Annotated in this window: 13 protein-coding genes; 6 read left to right on the forward strand and 7 right to left on the reverse strand. The window is 54.9% G+C overall.

Annotated elements, in window-relative coordinates:
- The first annotated feature begins 152 nt into the window (after nucleotides 1-152).
- Nucleotides 153-2,234, forward strand: a complete 2,082-nt coding sequence (locus FHW66_RS01990; RefSeq protein ID WP_183378029.1) for an EAL domain-containing protein — start codon at nucleotides 153-155, stop codon at nucleotides 2,232-2,234.
- Here FHW66_RS01990 and FHW66_RS01995 read toward each other — a convergent pair.
- From FHW66_RS01995 to FHW66_RS02025, 7 genes are all read right to left on the reverse strand, one after another.
- A complete protein-coding gene (locus tag FHW66_RS01995; RefSeq protein WP_183378030.1) occupies nucleotides 2,175-3,782 on the reverse strand; it encodes an MASE4 domain-containing protein in 1,608 nt (535 codons plus the stop codon). The genes FHW66_RS01990 and FHW66_RS01995 overlap by 60 nt on opposite strands.
- Before the next feature lie 341 nt (nucleotides 3,783-4,123).
- Nucleotides 4,124-5,998 (reverse strand): tannase/feruloyl esterase family alpha/beta hydrolase, encoded by a 1,875-nt coding sequence (locus FHW66_RS02000; protein ID WP_183378031.1) that lies wholly within the window; start codon nucleotides 5,996-5,998, stop codon nucleotides 4,124-4,126.
- A gap of 253 nt (nucleotides 5,999-6,251) precedes the next feature.
- A complete protein-coding gene (locus FHW66_RS02005; RefSeq protein ID WP_183378032.1) occupies nucleotides 6,252-7,376 on the reverse strand; it encodes a porin in 1,125 nt (374 codons plus the stop codon).
- A 126-nt stretch (nucleotides 7,377-7,502) separates the two neighbouring features.
- Nucleotides 7,503-8,036 (reverse strand): hypothetical protein, encoded by a 534-nt coding sequence (locus tag FHW66_RS02010; protein WP_255458775.1) that lies wholly within the window; start codon nucleotides 8,034-8,036, stop codon nucleotides 7,503-7,505.
- 174 nt (nucleotides 8,037-8,210) lie between these two features.
- Entirely contained in the window at nucleotides 8,211-8,894 is a 684-nt protein-coding gene (gene ligK, locus FHW66_RS02015; RefSeq protein ID WP_183378631.1) for a 4-carboxy-4-hydroxy-2-oxoadipate aldolase/oxaloacetate decarboxylase, read from the reverse strand.
- Between the two features lie 17 nt (nucleotides 8,895-8,911).
- Nucleotides 8,912-9,937: an amidohydrolase family protein gene (locus FHW66_RS02020; protein ID WP_183378632.1), complete on the reverse strand. Its 1,026-nt coding sequence runs from the start codon at nucleotides 9,935-9,937 to the stop codon at nucleotides 8,912-8,914.
- 20 nt (nucleotides 9,938-9,957) lie between these two features.
- Nucleotides 9,958-11,055 (reverse strand): 4-oxalomesaconate tautomerase, encoded by a 1,098-nt coding sequence (locus FHW66_RS02025; RefSeq protein ID WP_183378633.1) that lies wholly within the window; start codon nucleotides 11,053-11,055, stop codon nucleotides 9,958-9,960.
- 167 nt (nucleotides 11,056-11,222) lie between these two features.
- Here FHW66_RS02025 and FHW66_RS02030 point away from each other — a divergent pair, with 167 nt between their 5' ends.
- The 5 genes from FHW66_RS02030 to FHW66_RS02050 all read left to right on the forward strand — a co-directional run bounded on the left by FHW66_RS02030 (nucleotide 11,223) and on the right by FHW66_RS02050 (nucleotide 21,084).
- On the forward strand, nucleotides 11,223-12,428 hold the full coding sequence (locus tag FHW66_RS02030; RefSeq protein WP_183378033.1) for a LysR family transcriptional regulator: 1,206 nt from the start codon (nucleotides 11,223-11,225) through the stop codon (nucleotides 12,426-12,428).
- Between the two features lie 267 nt (nucleotides 12,429-12,695).
- Nucleotides 12,696-14,024 (forward strand): aromatic acid/H+ symport family MFS transporter, encoded by a 1,329-nt coding sequence (locus FHW66_RS02035; RefSeq protein WP_183378034.1) that lies wholly within the window; start codon nucleotides 12,696-12,698, stop codon nucleotides 14,022-14,024.
- Between the two features lie 11 nt (nucleotides 14,025-14,035).
- Nucleotides 14,036-15,349 (forward strand): gallate dioxygenase, encoded by a 1,314-nt coding sequence (locus tag FHW66_RS02040; protein WP_183378035.1) that lies wholly within the window; start codon nucleotides 14,036-14,038, stop codon nucleotides 15,347-15,349.
- A gap of 266 nt (nucleotides 15,350-15,615) precedes the next feature.
- Nucleotides 15,616-16,104 (forward strand): response regulator, encoded by a 489-nt coding sequence (locus FHW66_RS02045; RefSeq protein ID WP_221196920.1) that lies wholly within the window; start codon nucleotides 15,616-15,618, stop codon nucleotides 16,102-16,104.
- A gap of 114 nt (nucleotides 16,105-16,218) precedes the next feature.
- Nucleotides 16,219-21,084, forward strand: coding sequence for a response regulator (locus FHW66_RS02050; protein ID WP_183378036.1), 4,866 nt, complete (start codon nucleotides 16,219-16,221; stop codon nucleotides 21,082-21,084).
- Nucleotides 21,085-21,105: the final 21 nt, after the last annotated feature.

Here is a 21,105-nt window from a genome sequence, read left to right on the forward strand (position 1 = left end):
CGATGCATCGCAGCAATTGCCTTACTGAAAATGGTGATAGTTTTCTGTACCGACCGGCTTTGCATCTGGCACACTACCGTCATCACCGCCCTATTCACGATGCCGCCAGCCTTGTTCGATGTGAGGAAGATATGTACCTCAGCAGCAAGATCTTGCAACTCCGTTCCCGTCTGCGCACCATCAGCCTAGCGGCCCTGATTGCCGAGCAGTCACAACGGCCCTTTGCGCGTTCATTGCGCTTTGGCTTGCTGTCGCTGCTACCCTACTTCATGCTCTCGACCACGGTGCAGATTGCGCTGGCACTGGCCACTATCCTGGCACCAAAGAGCAGCTTCCGAACCGATACCGGAATCCTCGCCCAATTGCTACAAGACTGCATGCCGTTGGTGATCTGGGCTTGCATGGGTTCGGTGCGCGCGGTACGGATGCAACTACCGCGCTCGGCGATCGCTGCTGCCTGCATTGGCTTTGGTCTGATTGTGCAAATGGCAACCCGCCTCAACGACGGTCAGGCCAGCATATTGCTGGTACCAATTGCCATCCTCGGTCCGCTGTGGGTGGTCCCCTTGATTGACGCTTTGCGTGAAGCCCGCTTCTCCCAGATCATCACCCGCGAAACCTCTGCTGGTGAAGCCGTCACAGAAGCGATCAACCTGATCGTGCCAGTTCTGGTCACCGCCATCATGGTATTTGCCACCACCCGCCTGCTGGTTGCTGCCCTGGCATTTGCCACTACCCATATTCACCTGCAAGGATCAGTCTCACCCTTGGTGGTGGCGATGCAATATTGCCTCTTCAACTCCACCTTGTGGGCCTTTGGCGTACACGGCTATTACGCCCTGCTGCCTTTGCTGAATCACTTCGAAAGTATCACCGGCTCACTGACGTCACTTAATCTGAATCTGTTTGGCGCGTTCATTTTTATCGGCGGCAGCGGTGCTACGCTGTCGTTGGCATTCGCCACCATCATCTGGTCACGTAGCGCCAAACGCAAACTGCTTGCCTGCGCCAGCCTGATTCCTGGATTTTTCAACGTCAATGAACTGATCCTGTTTGGCCTGCCCGTGATTCTCAATATCCGGCTGTTACCACCATTCATCCTCGCGCCGCTGGTCAATCTGTTTATTACCGCACTGGCTATCCATGTGCATTTTGTGACATTGGCGCCGGTTGCACTACCGTTCAATGCACCGGTCATCTTCAATGCCTGGCTCAGCGCCACGCCAGGAATCAACGCAATCCTATTGCAGATGACCCTGCTGGTCATCGATACCCTGATTTACCTGCCCTTCGTCAAAGCCTGGGATAGCCAGCGCATCACCGACCTGGCGCGCCAGCTCCCCATTTCAGTCGAGACCGCTTACCTGCGGGGCCAGGAAGGCAATCGCTATGCCGCCTCCGACAATATCTCCCAGCAGCAGCAACGCTGGGCTGATGGTCTGCGCCTGCAACAGAATGCACAACGCCTCAAGGATGCCGAAATCGTCGTCTATTACCAACCACAGGTCTTGCCCGGCACCGGCAAAACGGTCTCCTGCGAGGCCTTGATCCGACTCGTGCTACCCAATGGTGAAGCCCACTCGCCGCTACAGTTCCTGGAAGATCTGGCCCATGCCAGACTCACTCATGAACTCGATCTGTGGGTCGTCACCAAGGTGTGTGAACATTTGCGCAACTGGGAACAGGGACCAGAATCGGCATTGCCAATTTCGATCAACATCACCGCCTCCACGCTCAGCATGCCAACGGTGGTCGACAAGATTGCCCATCACATTGCCCGTCATCCCGGCCGTATCGTGCTGGAAATTACCGAACAGGCCATCGTCGGCCTGGGTACCGACAGTGAACAATCGATACATACCCTTCGCGCTGCCGGCGCGCAGATCCATCTGGATGATTTTGGTACCGGCTATTCTTCGTTGGGTTACCTGAGCCAGCTACCCATTGACGGTATCAAAATTGACCGTAGTTTCGTGCGCATGCTGGACGATCCCAAAGGACGGGTGGTTTTTCAGGCATTGTGCAAACTGGCGCATGCACTAGAGCTGGATGTGACCGTCGAAGGTATCGAAACACAGTGGCAACTGGCACAACTGCCTGCCGATCTGGTGATTGTGGTGCAAGGCTGGTACTACGCCCAGGCCCTGTCGCTGGAGCAGTTGTCGGCTTATCTGTCAGGTTCCGGAACTGGAACCAGCAGCACTGTCCAATCCGGCGAGCACATCGGGGGCTAAGGTAAAGAAAAAGGTCGACCCGCTACCAACAATCGACTCAGCCCAGATTTTTCCGCCATGCTTGGCGATGATACGTTCGACGATAGCCAGGCCAACACCGCTGCCCTCAAACTCATGGCTGCTATGCAAACGTTGAAATACGCTAAACAATTTATGGGCATAAGCCATGTCAAATCCAACCCCGTTATCCTTGACGAAATAGACTGGCGGCGTCGTCGGCTGATAGCCGATGGAGATCACGGCGAGCTCTCTGGTGCGAGTGTATTTCACCGCGTTCTCGATCAGGTTCCACCACACCTGGCGAAGAATGTTTCCTTCTGCCAGCGCGGGAGGCAATGGCACTATCTCAAACTGCAGTTGGCGGCCGCTATTGGCAGATTGCAGATCTTGCACAATTTCGCGAATGAGGGCATCGAAATTGAGCACCTCCGTCTGCAGTGATTGCGTGCCAATTTTCGAGAACGCCAGAAGATCCTCCACCAGTGCCGACATCTTGCGGGTACTCTTGCTGATCATGCCGACAAAGTGACGCCCCTCTTCGTCAAGCGCAACTGCATATTCCTTCTCCAGAATGTTGGCGAACTGGCTGACGGCACGCAATGGTCCGCGCAAGTCATGCGAGACCGAAAAGCCAAAGGATTCCAGATCACGATTGGCAATCTCCAGCTCGACATTCTTCAGGCGCTGTTGCTCATGCATGCGCACCAGTTTGGCGTAGAGCCGGAGATTCTCAAGCAAGAGCATGGCCAGCACAAAACTGGCAGCGAGCAGACCATAAATCCGTCCGGTATAAAAGCCCAGATCGAATCGCTTGGCGTTGAATAAAGCGGATAAGCCAACATCGAACAGCCACGCACAAACAACGACCAACAGCCACAAATCGAGTAGTGAATAAGACCGTCTGCGCCAGAGTACGATCAGCGCCATGAGACAACCGCTCCAGACAATAAGCACTGCTACCACAAACGCCGGCGTGTAATGACCTTCTTTCAGGAGCACGGGTAGTGTATCGTGCCAGGCAATCCCAAGATAAGCGACTGCACCTACGAGCGCCAGCACACCGGCAAGATTCAAGACAATCAATCCTTTGCGCGGCGGGACTGCGCTCTGCTTCTTGCACAATGCATAAGCGATGATAAATAGCGGAAAGCCGCCATGCCAGAACATGTAGAACCATGCGGTAGTTTGTGCCCCGCCGCTTAGTAGCCCGGTTGGTGAAAACAGGCCGGGAAATGACAAGGCATGGATGATTGTCATCAGCGCCGTAAAGAAATAGGCAAGTGCCAATATCAGAAGCGCTCTGGATCGCAGAATCATGAATTGGCCAAACAAGAGCAGCGAGGTAATCGCATCATTGATGCACAGCGCTGAAGCGTAGACAGGAATAAAGGCGTCCACTTTTAACAGCGGTGTCTTGGCAAATGGAATACACACCAAAAAGAGCACAGCAGAGATGACGACCAGTATTATCGCCAGCTTGCGCTCGCGGACACTGGCAGGCATGGTGGGGAGAAATAAGGAAATATTCTCGATTTGTCGTTGCGTCATAGGCTTTGCGAATCTAGTCGATTGAAAGCACAGCAAGTTGAATTGTGGAACGATTTTACGCTGATCGCGCAATGATGGTGCAAGGGATGTCGATGTCGGTATTTACCGACACTCAATTCGAACCTACCGAGCAGTTTCTTGCTATTGAGGCAGAGAATCAAATAGTGGCATCTTGGTAACCGGATATCGGTTTAACGGATTCTAAGTAGATGCTGAGTAGATTCTGGAATGCGTGACAGAGCACATTGGGGAAGGAAATCTTTGCACGGCCTTTTAAGGCGCCGTGCAAAAAATACCGAAAGGGGAAAGGTGACATTCGCTAACAGCTACGCTGTGCCACATCAATCTCGGCGAAACACATAAGGTTTGTAAAAAGCCGCACCGATCCACGACACTGCCGGGTCAGGCTTAGTCAAATCTGCTGCTTCATAACTGTCTGCCAGATTGACATCGCCACTGCCGCTATAGCGGGCCAGATAAGGATACGGATACAAGGGACGGGATTGCTTGGCACCTGTCGCTGTTGTCGGATTCATCCGATTCATTGCAGTGGATGATGGCCCATCCATTCCCGGCGGAGGCCCCGGTGGCAAGCTACCAGGCTTATCGCCTGGAGCACCCATCATCGGGGGACGGGCGCCACCGGGTGGCGGACCGCTCATCATGCCAGGAGCACCAAACTGGCGACTATTGCCGACACCACCACTGCCACCTCCGCTACTGGCGATGATTGCCTGTGGTGCCTGTTGCTGCTCGACCCAATTCAGCATCGGTGTGAGCAGATCAATCTGGTTAGGTCCCTCGCCACCGCCACAGTGATACATACCGGGTATCAGATAGAGTCGCTCAAAAGCGTCAGCCTCAGTGTTCCCCATGACACTGCGTAACGCTTCGTGATAAGCGATCGTATTCATTGGTGAAATGTGCGGATCGGCCCAGCCATGCCACAAGATGAGTTTGCCGCCATGCTGGGCAAAGCGACGCAAGTCGGGATTGGTAGCATCATAAAGCGCGTGCAGCGGCTGCATGCGCGCAAACGTCTCGGCATCAAAATGAAGATCATGGAGACGAAAGCTAGCCGGTGGATTGGTCTCAAAAATGAGATTACGCAGAGCATCCAAGGCAATCTTTTCACTGAAGATGGGCTGGTCTGCCGCACTCGGCACGAACACGCCTGCCCAACCAAGTTCCGAACCATATTGCGGACCACCTACGATCAGTCGTCGACCACTTCGGGGATCCCGTGGACCAGCGTAGATATGGCGAATCACATTGACTTCTGCCGCCGACAGACACTTGCTGCTGGCATTACCATCTGGACAGGCAATACTGGCCGGATCGAAGTGGCAGGATAGTGGATCTGAAATCAGGCCATCCACCTGTCCATCAAGTCCATCGCATGCCTTGAGCACTGCCTTGTGCAGCAATGGCAGGCGAGAAGCCGTGAGAATGGCCTTGCCATCCGCACTGGTGTTGGCGGTCGCCAGCCAGGCATGATAAAAACTATTCTGAACCTGAAAGTTCATGGCAGCAGCACCGGCGATGATGCCGTCAAAGTCTTGCGGAAAACGTTGTGCTTCCATCAGCGCCTCACGTCCACCGTCAGAGCAGCCACTGAAGTAGGCATATTTTTGTGGCTGCCCATAGAAGGCAGCGATGAGCTTCTTGGAGGCAAGCGCAGTCAGATGTACGGCACGATAGGCGAAATCCACGCGCAATTGCTTGTCAGCGCCAAAGTCGCCTGACATGCCTTGATGTCCCATATCCGTAGAGGCAATCACGAAGCTGCCTGTCTTGAGTGGCACACACTCGCTGGCGGCGCCGACCTGCAGTGAAACATTGCCGCATAATCCCCCACAGCCAAGCTGCAGATAGCGCTGACTCCATTGTTGCAGCGGTAGTAGTGTCTTGAAGGTGATCTGCGGTGCCAGTTTGCCTTCGACAGCACACACAGCAATGTTGTTGTAGGTTGTCTCAGTAGCGCTGAGGACTTCACTACCGGCTCCGCCCAACTCCTTGAGATCGACCTGTTTGAGTGCATCGCAGGGCTTTACCGGATGCACTACCGGAAACACGGTTGCCGTATTGGCACTACTATTCTGTGCCTCAACCGGGCCGCACCAGAGCAATGAACAAAGAGAAAAAATACTGATCAGCGTAGCGCAGAGAAATGTAAAAAACGACGAACGTAAACGCAGACAAGCAGAAAAAATCATAGGTAAGAAGCCGGTTATTACAACCGTACAATTCATGCTGAAAGAAGTAAGAATTTTAATCGGCAGCACTGCAAGGTACACGTGGACTAACCAATCTTTACCTTCATGCCACCGTTTGCAGCAGCGGACAAGTGACGTCCACTGGCCCGCTACTGCAAACGTGAGTGCATGCTGCCTTGTCAGGGGCAACACTGGCTTCACTCAAGAGTAATCAAATCATCACTGGTCTGGATTGCACCAGACCGACCAACCATTAAAACATGTGACGCACACCGATTTGAATTCCGGTCTCGCTGGCACCTGCCTGCGGACTCAATGCCTGGCTAGCTGTCAGGCTGGCACCGGTCATCTTGAAAGCAGCAGTGTTTTCGTTGATCAGACGTGAAGCTACTGCATAGACACGTGTCCGCTTGGAGATGTCATAGTTAAGGATCACGCTGAACTGCTTGGCGTTGTTGTTATAGCTGGAGCTATCCTGAATGTAGCCACCTCCAGCGCCGACGGTAGTCTGGGCATTGATGCGGTAATCTGCAGACAGACTATAGGTGTTGTGATAGTTACCTGCAGTCGTACCCACCACGCTGCCAGTGGGGTCATACTTGCCTGCCGGGTTAGTGAAGGCATTGCCCGTCGTGGAGGAAATCACTTCATTGGTGCGGAAGAAGCCCAGGTAGACTTTGCCAACGCCATACTCGTAATTACCGCCCAACATGAATTGCTTGATATTCACTGTATTGGTGGTGTTGTTCGCATTAAGGTAAGCGGAACCGATATACAGCGGACCTTGCTGACTTTGAAAACCAAGTTGATAAACTGCATTGCCGGAAGTGGTGCCTGCCTTTTCACCCATCGAGTAATGTAACTCCAGGGTCGAATTGGCAAACTTCGGAGACAGGTAGCTGATGTCGTTATCTACACGCGCCAGCCAGTTTGCAAAGTTGTTGAAGGCCGAACCATAGGTTGCCGCACCAAAGGCATCCATGTTGCCACTATAGACAAACATCGCTGTATTTTGGCGACCAGCGCGTACTTCACCGACATCGCTCCCTCCCAGGCCAACCCATGCCTGACGGTCAAACAGGCGATAGCTGTTTTGCTGCGCACCGGTACTGGTATCAAAGCCGTTTTCCAGATTGAAGGAAGTGTAATAGCCGCCACCCAGATCTTCCTTGCCACGGAAGCCGATCCGGCTGGTCATTTCGCCGTTGTTGCCGACCACCCAGAGTGACTCGTTCTTACCACCGACAGTACTCTTCTGATACCCAACAAAGGTGTCGATCACACCGTAGATGGTGACTGAACTCTGAGCCATCGCAAACGGACTGTAGGCCAGCGCCAGAGCGACCGGAAGATATTTAAGTTGATGTTTCAATTGCATGGTGATTCCCTCCTGTTGTGATTGATTTTTTGCTTGTTGATCTTGTTTTCATCCAGAACTGACGCATGAGTTTTACCCTGCGCCTTCCCGGCCGCAAATTCATTGCAGAAAAATGTCAGTGGTGAACTAGATGTGTTGCTCGAAGCGCTTCTTCACAATCAACGCCAGTGGCACCGTGAAGAAAAAATGAGACATGAAGCCACCGATGATGACGGCCGGATCCGCATAGTTGGGATGATTGGTTGAGGCGATCATGATGGCGACATGCATCGCAATCCAGGCAATGATTGCGTAGAACAGCGCCACTAATGTCGCTTCATAGCCGCGACGTCGGAAGGTTGGCCAGATGGCGGCGAATAGAACGCCCCAGACAATAGTAAAGAAGAAGTGGATTCCGGTACCCAGAAAATAAGCCAATACGCCCAAGGATTCTTGCACATCCTTGCCGAATACCAGTCCGGTTGCGTTGCGTGGGATTCCCGCCAATGGCATCAGATGTTGTGCGCCTACCCAGATCAATGCCTCGTATATCCAGATGATGATGCCGCCGGTAAGGCCTCCGATAATGCCTGCCTTGACCAGATCATGGCGACTCTTCCAGCCGCTGCCAATGGTTGCTGACGCAATAGCTTGTGTGTGCGTGTGTTGTGCTGTTTGCATGATGTCTTCCTTTTTCCTCTTTCGTTGGCGATGGTGGCGAAGGGTTTTCCCTTCTGCTCAATCCAGTGTTGTTCGCTACTCTTTTATTATTCTTGTGTTGCTGCAAATATAGGCTCTTACCTCCTTTGTTGATCGACGCCAATGCGCACATCAGCGTCTGTATGCATGTACGTCTCAGTCGATGTATTTCAGTCCAGCCTCAGCCAATGGACCGCGCATGTTGTACATATCCAGCCCCAATACGCCCGAAGCCAGCTTGGCGCGCTTTTCACCTTCGAAGGCCTCGCGCTTTTGTGCGACTTCGGCAACACGTGCGGCATCGCTCGCAGGCACCACCACCACGCCGTCGTCATCGGCGACGATGACATCGCCGGGATTGACCAGCGCACCGGCGCAGATCACCGGGATGTTGACTGAACCAAGTGTGGCCTTGATCGTGCCCTTGGCACTGATCGCCTTGCTCCAGACCGGGAAGCCCATTTCTTTGAGCACCTTGACGTCACGCACACCAGCATCAATGATCAATGCACGCGCACCACGTGCCATGAAACTGGTCGCCAGCAAATCGCCAAAATACCCGTCAGTGCATTCGGCAGTGATGGCCGCAACCACGATGTCGCCGGGCTGGATCTGTTCCGCAGCGACATGCATCATCCAGTTATCGCCGGGATGCAGTAGTACCGTCACCGCGGTACCTCCCACGGTACTACCTGGATAGATAGGACGCATGTAAGGCTTGAGCAAGCCGGTGCGGCCTTGTGCTTCATGTACGGTGGCTGCGCCAAGCTGCGCCAGCTGTTCCACGGCAGTTTGGTCGGCGCGCGTAATGTTGCGCTTGACGACACCAAGCTGATTGATTAATGGGGTTGTCATCCTTACAGTCCTTTCAAAGTCAAAGCGCGATCCAGACGCGGATAGACGCGACGGGCATTGCCTTCAAAGATTTGGTGTCGCTCGGCGTTACTCAAGGCAGCGGCTTCGATGTAACGCTTGGTATCGTCGTAATAATGTCCGGTCTCGGGATCAATGCCGCGCACCGCGCCGATCATTTCGGAAGCGAACAGCACGTTGTCTACCGGAATCACCTTGGTCAGCAGGTCAATACCTGGCTGGTGATAGACGCAGGTGTCGAAGAAGATGTTATTGAGCAGATGTTGCGTGAGAAGCGGCTTCTTCATCTCTTGCGCCAGACCACGGAAGCGTCCCCAGTGGTAAGGCACCGCACCGCCACCGTGCGGAATCAGGAATCTCAGCGTCGGAAAATCATTGAACAGATCGCTGGTCAGACATTGCATGAAAGCGGTCGTATCCGCATTGAGATAATGTGCACCGGTAGTATGGAAGCAGGCATTGCAACTGGTGCTGACGTGAATCATGGCAGGCACATCCAGCTCCACCATCTTTTCGTAGAGCGGATACCAGGAGCGATCTGACAGAGGTGGCGAGGTCCAGTAACCACCGGAAGGGTCCGGGTTCAGATTGACACCGACGAAGCCATATTCCCGTACGCATTTTTCCAGCTCGGCAATCGAGGTGCGGATATCAGCACCAGGAGATTGTGGCAACATTGCTGCCCCGATGAAGTTATCCGGGAACAGGGTTGACACGCGATAGCACAGTTCATTGCAGATGGCAGCCCAGGTCTGACTGGTGTTCAAGTCGCCAATGTGATGCGCCATAAAACTGGCACGGGGTGAAAAGATGGTCAGATCAGCACCACGCTCGCGCATCAGGCGCAACTGGTTGGCCTGAATCGACTCGCGCAGTTCGTCGTCGCTAATATGCAGTTCCGATGGCTTGGGGCCCTCACCCGGTGCGTTAAGGCTGGCGATCTGACGATTACGCCAGTCTTCCAGTGCCTTGGGTGCTGTGGTGTAGTGGCCATGGCAATCGATGATCAATGGATCTTGCAATGAATCTATCATTCGGTGTTCTCTTTCCAGATATCGGCGGGAATCATGACCTCTCCTCGCATGATGGGACGAGCAGTCCTGAGCAAGGCGGCGCTGATGATGGTTTGCTGATCGCGGGGATCAAGTGTCAGTTCGACCGTGAATTCGCCGGTCGGATGTTCTACCGTGACGCTGCGTTGCAAGCCCTCAATGGGCTGTGCCAGCCCTTGTGTGATGGTGCCCTCAAGCACACAGGCAGTCGCCACTGTCACGGCAGCCAACACACCAATGGCGTCATGACAGACATGTGGAATGAAGCAGCGTGTCGCAATTGTTCCGCCCTGTGTAGGAGCACTGACCAGACACATCTTGGGATAATTCTTTTGGCTGACATCGCCTAACCCCATCTTGTCGCCCACGGCCAGACGCAATGCTTCCAGCCGTGTTCGCAAGGCTTGGTTGGCATTGAGCTGCTCTACGGTTTCCGTGCCGCTGATGCCAAAGTCGGTGGCTCTCACCAGTACCATCGGCATCCCATTGTCAATCAGTGTCGCGTCGACTTGATGGGTCTGACCGTCGGCTGTGGCAAAGTGAATGTGGTCACGCACGCCTTCGCTTGGTAACAGCGATGGGCACACTGACCCGGCGGTATCGAGGAAATTGATCTTGACCGGTGCCGCCGTCCCTGGCACGCCGTCAATCCGGGCATCACCGCTGTAACGCAGATGACCATCAGGCGTCGCTACCGTCACATCGCATTGCATGCCGGTGTTGAGTGTCAAAATTCTTGCCGTAGTGGTATCACCACGGGCGGCAAGCAGGCCACGTTCCAGCGCAAACGGTAATACTGCTGCCAGCATGTTGCCGCAATTGGGCGTGATGTCGACCTTGTCAGAGGCCGGTTGCAATTGCGCAAACAGGAAATCGAGATCCACACCGGGGATAGTACTGCGGGAGACGATACCAACCTTGCTAGTCAGTGGATGAGCACCACCGAGCCCATCAATCTGCCGCCGGTCGGGCGAACCCATGACTGCCAGCAACACGCGATTACGTGCCTGTTCGTCACTTGGCAGGTCGGACGCCAGAAAGAATGGACCACGCGAAGTTCCACCGCGCATCAACATGCTCGGGATCGGCCGCAGGTCTGAGTTCCAGGTTGAGTTCACGGTGTCTGTTGTAAGGTTTTTGACGGGGCAAGTATGCGTGACACAGCTGGCGGCAGGGTTGCGTTGTTCCCTCTCCTCTGTTCTAATTTTCTTATCGGGGTGGTTTTTACTTTTTCGGAACGCGCATGCCATTACTCAATCTTCGTCACTTGCACGTGTTCAATGTCGTGGCTGCCATTGGCGGCGTACGACGCTCGTCCGACACACTACTGCGCGCCTCGTCAGCCGTCGCCCGCTCGGTAGCAGCGCTGGAACAGGCACTCGATACCCAATTGTTTGAGCGCAAAGGGCGTGGCATGCTGCTGACCAGTGCCGGGGAAGCGGTCAAGTTGCGCGTGGACCGGATCGAAGAAGAATTGCGCGAGGTACGCGACGATGCCTTACGCATGCGCGAGCGCACCGGCGCTCAGGTTGCCAGCCTGGATGCGCTATTCCATGAGCGCCGGCTGCAAGCTGCCGTGTTGCTGGCAGAAACCCATCATATGCCGAGCGTGGCGCGTCTGATGCATGTCTCACCATCGGCAGTAAGCCAGTCAATTTCAATGCTGGAGGGAATTCTGGGGCAGTCGCTGTTTTTCCGGACTGCACATGGCATGTTGCCCACGGACGCCGGACGCCGCTGGAATGAACGCTTTGAACGCGCGCTGGCCGAACTGCGACATATTCCGGAAGATATCGCCGCCCAGAACGGCATCGTGCAGGGAACAGTGACGGTCGGCGCCCTGCCACTGGCACGCTCGCAATTGCTGCCTACTGCGATGGCGCGTGTACTGGAGAAACATCCACTGCTGCAGATACGCTCACTGGAAAGCCCTTACGAAGAACTGGCAGCAGGCTTGATGAGTGGACGGATTGACTTCATTGTCGGTGCCATGCGCGCCTTCAGCAGCGATACCTTTGACTCTCAGTCGCTGTTTGCTGATAGTGCCGTGCTGATCGCGCGTAGTGGCCATCCACTGGCAGACAGAAAAATACTTACCGTGACCGATCTGGACGGTTATCCCTGGGTCTTGTCGCGCGCCGGAACTCCTCTGCGCGAATCGATTGAGCAATTTTTCCGAGACAAACAATGGCCAATACCGCGACCAGCGATCGAGACCGGCGATCTGGCGCTGCTACGCGGCGTATTGGTATCGAGCAATATGCTTACTGTCATTTCAGCGCACCAGTTGCACCATGAGATTGCCAGCGGCCAGCTGACCACCCTGCCATTCACCATGGCTGGTCTGCAGCGCCAGATTGGGATGACTCAGCGCAAAGGCGCACATCTGTCGCCAGGTGCAAGGGCACTAGCGCAGGAAATAGTCGCCGTGGCTCCTGATTGGCAATGATGAGCAATGATTGGCAATGGTCGCCGCTCATCAGTCATAAAACTGCAGCCATCCCCGTCTAAGACAGTCCGGTAAGCTTCACAAAAAAATCCATACCAATAAGCAAATTCGAACACTCCGGTAGCCGAAAGCAATACACGTCGCTACGCACAAAAGTACACTTCCTTCCATGTCAAGGCTTCTTCGAAGCAGCTTGACCAGCCCTATCCATCCCCCCAAGCGGCATGGAAGCGGCCAATTCAAATTCAAACCACGAATGGAGACTTAATGAATACTGCACAAGCGCTGGACGTGCGCGCCCATATCAATGGGCGCAACATGTCTCGCTATCAATGGCTGTTACTGATCCTCTGCTTTCTGATTGTCGCAACCGACGGTATGGACGTAGCGATCATGGGCTTTCTGGCACCGGGCATCACCAAGGAATGGGGTATCTCGCGCGCAGCCTTCGGTGCCGTGATGAGTGCCGCACCCATCGGCTTGGCGATAGGTGCCTTGCTGGTCGGCCCCCTGTCGGATCGTTACGGCCGCAAGAAACTGCTGATGGCGGCAGTTGGCTGGTTTGGCGTCTGTACGCTGATCTCATCCATGTCGCATGATGTCATTACCCTCTCGGTGTTACGTTTCCTGACCGGTCTCGGTCTGGGTGCAGCGATGCCCAATGCCACCACCTTGCTCTCGGAATATGTCCCTGAGCGTTCCCGTAGTACGTTGCTGGCAATCATGTTTACGGGATTCAATCTCGGTTCGGCTTTGATCGGCTTCATCGCTGCCGCATTGTTACCAGAATTTGGCTGGCGCGCAGTACTGGTAGCTGGCGGCGCAATCCCCTTGCTGTGCCTGCCACTGTATCTGTGGCTGGTACCGGAGTCGGCACGCTTTATGGTGGTACGCAACTTTCCGTCCGAACGGGTGGCGCGCACGCTGGCCAAAGTCTGTGGCGGCGACTTTGCAGACGGCCAACGCTTTACCGTGGTCGAGCCGACAGTCAGCGGTACAACACCGGTGAAGGTATTGTTGTCGGCAACTTATCGTAAAACCACACTGTCGCTGTGGGGAACTTATTTCATGGGGCTGCTGGTGATTTATCTGCTCAGCGGCTGGTTGCCGACCCTCATCAAGGATGCCGGTCTGCCGATTGACAAGGCCGCCAATATCACGGCACTGTTTCAGCTGGGCGGCACCGTCGGCGCATTGGTGGTTGGCTTCATGATGGACCGCTGGGCACCCAGCAAGGCGATTGCCGTCGCCTATGTCGGTGGCGCCCTGTTCATCCTGCTGCTTGCCTCAGGCAGTGTACAGTCAGGCATGTTTGCCTCGTATGTGTTGCTGGCCGGCTTTTGCATGAGCGGCGCACAGACTGGCATGAATGCATTTGCTCCCTCCTGCTATCCAACGGTAGTGCGCGCTACCGGCGTGAGCTGGATGCTGGGAGTGGGTCGTTTTGGCAGCATCCTCGGCTCCTTCGCTGGTGGTGTGCTGCTGTCGCTGGGCTGGGGCTTTGCCTCGGTGATTGCGATTCTCGCAGTACCTGCCACACTGGCAGCATTGATCATCATTTTCATTCAGCTCGGTCGACGACCTGCTGCAGCATAGGATAGTTAAACATGGCAAACATTGTCGGCGCGATTGCATCGTCGCACACTCCCACCATCGGTTTCGCCCTCGACGCCGGCAAGCAACATGACGCCGTATGGGCACCGATCTTCAAAGCCTTTGAACCAGTGCAAAAATGGCTTGCAGAAAAAAAGCCGGATGTCTTGCTGATGGTCTACAACGATCATGTGACCTCATTTTTCTTTGACCACTATTCAGCCTTCACGCTAGGGGTGGGCAATGAATACAAGGTTGCTGATGAAGGTGGTGGCGCGCGTGGTCTGCCTGCCATCGGCGGCCATGCTGCATTGGCGCAGCATATCGGCACCTCGCTCATGGCCGATGAGTTTGACATGTCATTCTTCCAGGAAAAGCCGCTCGATCACGGCTGCTTCTCCCCCCTGTCGATCCTGTGGGACCATGCCAATGGCTGGCCTGGTCAGATCATCCCGCTGCAGGTCGGCGTACTGCAATTTCCGATCCCGACTGCACGCCGCTGCTTCAAGCTCGGTCAGGGACTGCGCCGCGCCATCGAGAGCTATCCAGAAGATCTCAACGTGGTGATTGTCGCCACTGGAGGGCTCTCGCATCAGGTGCATGGTGAGCGCGCCGGCTTCAACAACACGCCCTGGGACCATCAGTTCCTGGACCTGTTCGACAAGGATCCGGAAGTCCTGTCGAATATGACACATGCCGACTTCGCGCGCCTGGGTGGTCTTGAGAGTGCGGAAGTGGTGATGTGGATGGTGATGCGCGGTGCCATGCCAGCGGGCATCAACTGTGTGCACCGTGAATATTATCTGCCCTCGATGACCGGTATCGCGGTGGCCGTCTACGAGCCCGCCGTCGAGGCCGACAAGCAATTGCAGGAAGTACGCAGCGCCAGCCACCGTGCCCACATGCAAACCCAGCTGCAAGGTATTGAACAGCTGGAGGGTACGTATCCGTTCAGTTTGCAGACCAGTGTGCGCAACTATCGTATCAACCGCTATCTGTACCAGTTGATCCAGCCGGCTTTCCGCGAACGCTTCAAGCACGAACCCGAAGCAACGTACGATGAAGCCGGCCTCACCGATACGGAGCGTGACATGATCAACCGGCGCGACTGGCAAGCAATGATCCGCTACGGCGTGATCTTTTTCCTGCTGGAAAAACTGGGCGCTGTAGTGGGCGTGTCCAATCTGCATATTTACGCAGCCATGCGCGGCCAGTCACTGGCAGACTTCCAGCAAACCCGTAACGCCCCTGGTGCACTCTATTCAGTGGCAGGTAGTGCTTCTGCCAATGCCCAGACCTGGAACAAGCCTGCCACGGATAGCAATTAAGCTTTTCAAGCTAGCAATACCTGCCGGCGCAGGTATTGCCCATCTCCCCCTATCCTCCCTAGCTCGTCCTCCTCATTCTGCATCAACCCGCATCGGTCCCTGCCCAGCGCAGACGATATGCAACGAATCCCATTACCATAAGTCTGCCAAACGTGAGAAGGCATTGCCTAGCGATAGGAAATGTTGGTATTGTTATTTCACAAACACCCTGAGCTGTATCCCTACTGCAACGGTATCATTGCTGATTGGTGACAAGCAGTGGTGCAATGATGCAATCACGCGCGGCATTCATTTCACCCAGGCAACCAATCAATTATCACAGCGAGCAAGGTGCTCCTGGAGAGGTTTTAAAGATGGCAGGCAACAACAAGATTTCTGTCTTACTCATCGACGACAGCGAGATGACCCGATCCGTACTTAGGACCATCATCAAGGGCGATACCTTTGACGTTGTCGCTGAAGCCAAAAATGGGGCTACCGGTCTGGAACGCGCCTACATGCTGCATCCCGATATTGTGTGTCTGGATATCTCCATGCCCGACATGGGGGGAATCGAAGTACTCAAACAAATCAAAAGTGAATTGACCGATACTGTGGTCTTGATGGTGACCTCCGGCAATGATGCAGATACCGTGCAGGCCGCCATCGAGAGTGGTGCGGCAGGCTTCATCATCAAACCATTCGTGGTCGCCACCGTACAAGCCATGATGAAAACAGCGGCAAGCAAAGTCAGAGAAATCAGGGCACGCCAGTAACTATGGGGCAATCGGTAAGTTCAGCGCTGTAGCGTCACACACCAGATAACCGTCGAATCAACGACAGACCACAAGGCAACGATGCGCATCAGGAGGACATCGCCAAGGCCAATCATGGAAACCGCCGTGGCAGTCGCGGGCAGCTTGCTAATGCTGCTGGGTGTCGCCGTGATGGCGGGATGGCATTGGCAATTGCTGTTCCTGACGCAGATCAGACCAGCCTACATGCCCATGTATTACAGCACTGCGCTGGGCATACTATGTGCTGGCAGCGCCTTGCTGCTGGCCAGCCAGAATCGTCCAATAATGGCGTTATTGCCGGCCTCCATCTGCGGTGCGCTGGGGCTATTATTACTCGCACATTATCAGTTTGGCAGCACCCGTGGCGTCGAAGATCTGCTGCTCCACATGGGATTGCTCAAGGCTTACCCGCCTGATGCCATGGCGCCTGTAGCGGCAGTAACTCTGATCCTTATTTCCCTGTCTTTCTGGCTTGCTGCACCCCTACGTAGCGAGGGCCACTGGCCGCTGGTTGGTCTCCTCGGCTGTGTGGTGACTGGTGCCGGACTGGTGGCGATACTGGCCTATCCGGCCGACCTGTCCGCCGCCAACAGTTGGCGTACGTTCATCACCACTGCCCTGCATGCCGCCATTGGGCTGACGCTGGCAGGTGCGGCACTGATCCCCCACGCATTGAACAATGAGGCGCGCCTGCACAGCGAGCGGCCGTTCTGGCGTGCCGCAGGCACCGCATTGGTGACCTTGATGGTTTTCGTGGGAGCCTGGAAGCAAATGCGGGTGAACGAGGAAAGCGCCTTTCACGAAAAAGCCGATATTGTTGCCAGAGCCGCATCGATACAGATACAAACCTCGCTGGAACTGCATATGCAATCCATCGAACGGATGGCGCAACGTGCACAGCAGCATCTGCCGACCCAGATGGAGTGGGAAGAAGATGCCTCGCAATACCTGATCCGCACACGCGACAGCTATGTCGTCATTTCCTGGCTGGATCCATCGTTACAGGTTCGCTGGGCGGTCCCAAAGACAGCCATCAAGACACCAACTTTCCGTACCGATACTATCAAGAACCTGTTCGATGTCACAAGTCAGGATCGTCGCCTGAAGCTGGTCCGTATCAGCGCACCTGATAACGGAAAAGAGCAATTTCTGATCCTGGCACCGGTGTTCCAGCAGGTCAGTTTGAAGGGAGTGATCGTGGCGATCATCAATCCTGCGGAACTGTTCGACAACATGCAGGTTGTGACTGACCACAATTATGGCTTCACGATTGACAGCGACCAACGCACCCTCTTCGTGAGCAACCGGGATGCCTCTGTGGACAAACTGGTGCGTATCGATCGCTTGTGGTCGCATAACGTTTTTGGCTCGCTTGACAGTGTTAACTGGAACATTACCGTCTGGCCAATTGACTCGCCCTACTCCGCAGCACCCTGGTTCGTCTTGCTGGCAGGGGTATTCAGTGCCCTGACATTATCAATCGTGGTCACCAAGTCGCTGGCAGTGAGCGCCAGATCACGTGAACTATGGACCATTATTGCGGCAGCACCGGTCGGCGTGCTGGTCTTTGGTCTGGATCATCGTGTCCGCAAGATCAATAGTGTCGGCGAACGACTGTTTGGCTATGCACCGGCCGACATTCTTGGTCAGAAGATTGAGAATCTGGTCCCTGCCGTTACTGCCTCATCAAACGACGGGCAAGTCCTACCTGCACGCTTTACCCGTCAAGAGATGCTCGGACGACGACACGACGGTACAGAAATTGCCATCGAAGTCGAGATTAATATCACACTGATCAATGGCGAAAAGCAGTTCCTGATGGCAGTCACCGATGTCTCCGAGAGAAATCTGGCGCAGCTGCAACTGGAGGCGCAATCGCTCAATCTGCTGCGATCAAATGCTGAACTCAGACAAGTGCAGCAACAACTGCAGACGACCATTGATCACATGCCGGCGTTGATCGGTTCCTGGGATACGGCATTGCGTAACCGGTTTGGCAATCGTGCGTATCAGGAATGGTTTTCCATCACGCCGGAGCAAATGCGCGGCAAAACCATCGGGGAAGTCATTGGTGAAGACGGCTACCAGGAAATTCAACCGTTCCTGGAATCGGTACTGCAGGGCAATGTAGAGATTTTTGAACGCTCCATCACTTATAACGATGGCAGTGTACGACATGCCGTGTTCTCCTACGTACCCGATGTACATGACGGCAAGATTCAGGGCTTTTACAGTTTTGTCAGCGATGTCACGCCACTCAAGCAGGCTCAGATCGCCAAGGAAAAAGCACTGGACCAGTTGCAGGGTATTCTGGACGCCGCCAAAGACTTTGCCATTATTGAAAGTGACCACAATGGCACCATCACCCTGTTCAGTCGCGGTGCCGAAATCCTGTTAGGTCACTCAGCACAGGAGATGGTAGGCAAGGTCAGTATCGACCACTTCCATCTGCCAGAGCAACTGCGCGCACGCGGCGCGGCATTGAGTCGCGAACTGGGGCACAACATCGAGGGTATAGCGACCATTGTCGAGCCAGCCAGCCACGGCCAAACCGCTTCCCACGACTGGACATATGTACACCGGGATGGTACATCACTGCAGGTAAATCTGACCATCGCCGCAATGCGCGACAAGTCGTCTCACATCGTTGGTTACCTGATCATCGCCAAGGACATTCGCGAAGAGCAAAAGACACTCACGGCGCTCGCAGATGCGCGCGACAAGGCACAGGCTGCCAACGAGGCCAAGAGTCAGTTCCTGGCCAACATGAGTCATGAAATCCGTACGCCGATGAATGCGGTACTGGGCATGCTGCAGCTACTGCAACGCAGTACGCTCAGTGCCAAGCAGCTGGACTATGTGATGAAGACCCGCTCGGCAGCACAGGCACTGTTGGTGTTGCTCAATGACATCCTGGATTTTTCCAAGGTGGAAGCTGGCAAGATGTCGGTCGAACACGCACCATTCGATATCGATATGCTGCTGCGTGAACTCTCGGTGATTTTTTCCGCCAATCTCGGCGACAAGGATATCGAGATTTTGTTTTCGGTTGACCCGCACTTACCGGGCTGGCTTATCGGAGACGTGACACGCTTACGTCAGATACTGATCAATCTCACCGGCAACGCGACCAAATTCACACCGCAAGGAGCGGTGGTGGTAGCGGTGAAGATACTGCAACAGCAGGGAGATCGTTCAACGATCGAGTTTGCGGTCAAGGATTCCGGCATCGGCATTGCACCGGACAAGCTGGAACATATCTTTGAAGGCTTTAGCCAGGCCGAAACGTCGACTACGCGTCGCTTCGGAGGCACCGGTCTGGGACTGGCAATCAGCCGTCATCTGGTCGACCTGATGGGAGGGGAACTGGCGGTTGAAAGCACGCTGGGCACCGGGAGCTGCTTTCATTTCACGCTGGAGCTGGAACATGCCGATCCTGGCGTGGACAGCGAGCGGGATACGACCGGCAACGTTGATCATCGCCGCGGCATAGGGCGCGATATCCAGCTCGCACCACAGCGTATTCTGGTCGTTGATGACAACGACGTGGCGCGACAAGTGCTGTGCGACATGGTCACTTCGCTGGGCTGGTACGCTGAGACGTCAGCCAGTGGTGAGTTGGCGCTGGCCGCGCTGGAAACTTGCACGACACCTTTCAATATCGTCTTGCTGGACTGGAAAATGTCTGACATGGATGGTCTGGAAGTTGCCGCCAGAATCCAGGAAAAAACCGTTCGCGGATCATCCCTGCGCATCATCATGATGGCAACTACGCATGCTCGGGAAGTGCTCGAGCGACGCCTGCCGACCCAACGTACGGTGCATGGTTTCCTGATGAAGCCGATGACGCCCTCCATGCTCTTCGACGCCGTCATCGACGCCACCTATGACACCCACGAGGCCGTCGCCGCGCCGTCGCAACTGCGACTGCAAGGCCTGCGTCTGCTGGTGGTCGAGGATACGATGGTCAACCAGCAAGTGGCACGGGAATTACTGGGTAGCGAAGGTGCGCAGATGGAATTAGCCGCTGACGGCCGTGCCGGCGTAGCACGGGTACTGGAAAGCACGCAGCCCTTTGATGCGGTCTTGATGGATATTCAGATGCCGGTTATGGACGGCTATGCAGCGACCCGAGAACTCCGTCGATATCCACAACACCAGGCACTGCCCATTATTGCGATGACGGCGAATGCCATGGAAAGCGATAAACTGGCCTGCCGTGAAGCTGGCATGAACGACCATATTGGCAAGCCATTTGATCTCAATGATGTCGTCCATACGCTGCTGCGCTACTGCACGCCTCGACCAGTGACTGCCGTCGAAACACCCTCAGTGACTGAAAATCACGATATTGCGCCTGAGTTTGCGTTCGACACCGCCCTCAAGCGAATGGGAGGTAACCGTGCTCTGTTCGTCCGGCTGGCGGCGCAGTTTGGCGATGCTGCCAGGACCGTGATTGCCGACTTCGCAGATTCATTACGCCGCAAGGACTACGCTCAGGCAGCCGCCGCCATGCATACCATGGCTGGATTAGCCTCCAGTATTGGCGCGGTACGTATGGCTGCGCATGCAGTCAAGACCGAAGGCCGGCTGCATCAACCGGGAATCAGCATTCCTGCCAATAGCACGATTCGTATTTTTGACGTATTGGCTCGCCGTACGCAGGATGCGCTGCGTACCTTGACAACACAAGACGGCTTCGCACCGGTCGCTATCGCCACGACCGATGCGGCATCAGACTCTTCGCAGCTACCTCTGCGTCTGGCCGAACTTGATACTCTGTTGCGTGGCGCCAATATGCGCGCCCTGCAGGTATTTTCGCAACTGGAGTGCATAATCGGTAGCGAAAACAATGCACAGTTATTGACACTGAAGCAGGCTGTCAATAGTCTGGACTTTAAACGTGCACTGGAATGCAGTCAGCAACTGCGTGCCAGTCTGGGCGTGGTAAATCATTGAGGGCACAATGATGACTTTCAT

This window comes from Herbaspirillum sp. Sphag64 (genome assembly GCF_014192645.1).
GTDB lineage: Bacteria > Pseudomonadota > Gammaproteobacteria > Burkholderiales > Burkholderiaceae_D > Herbaspirillum.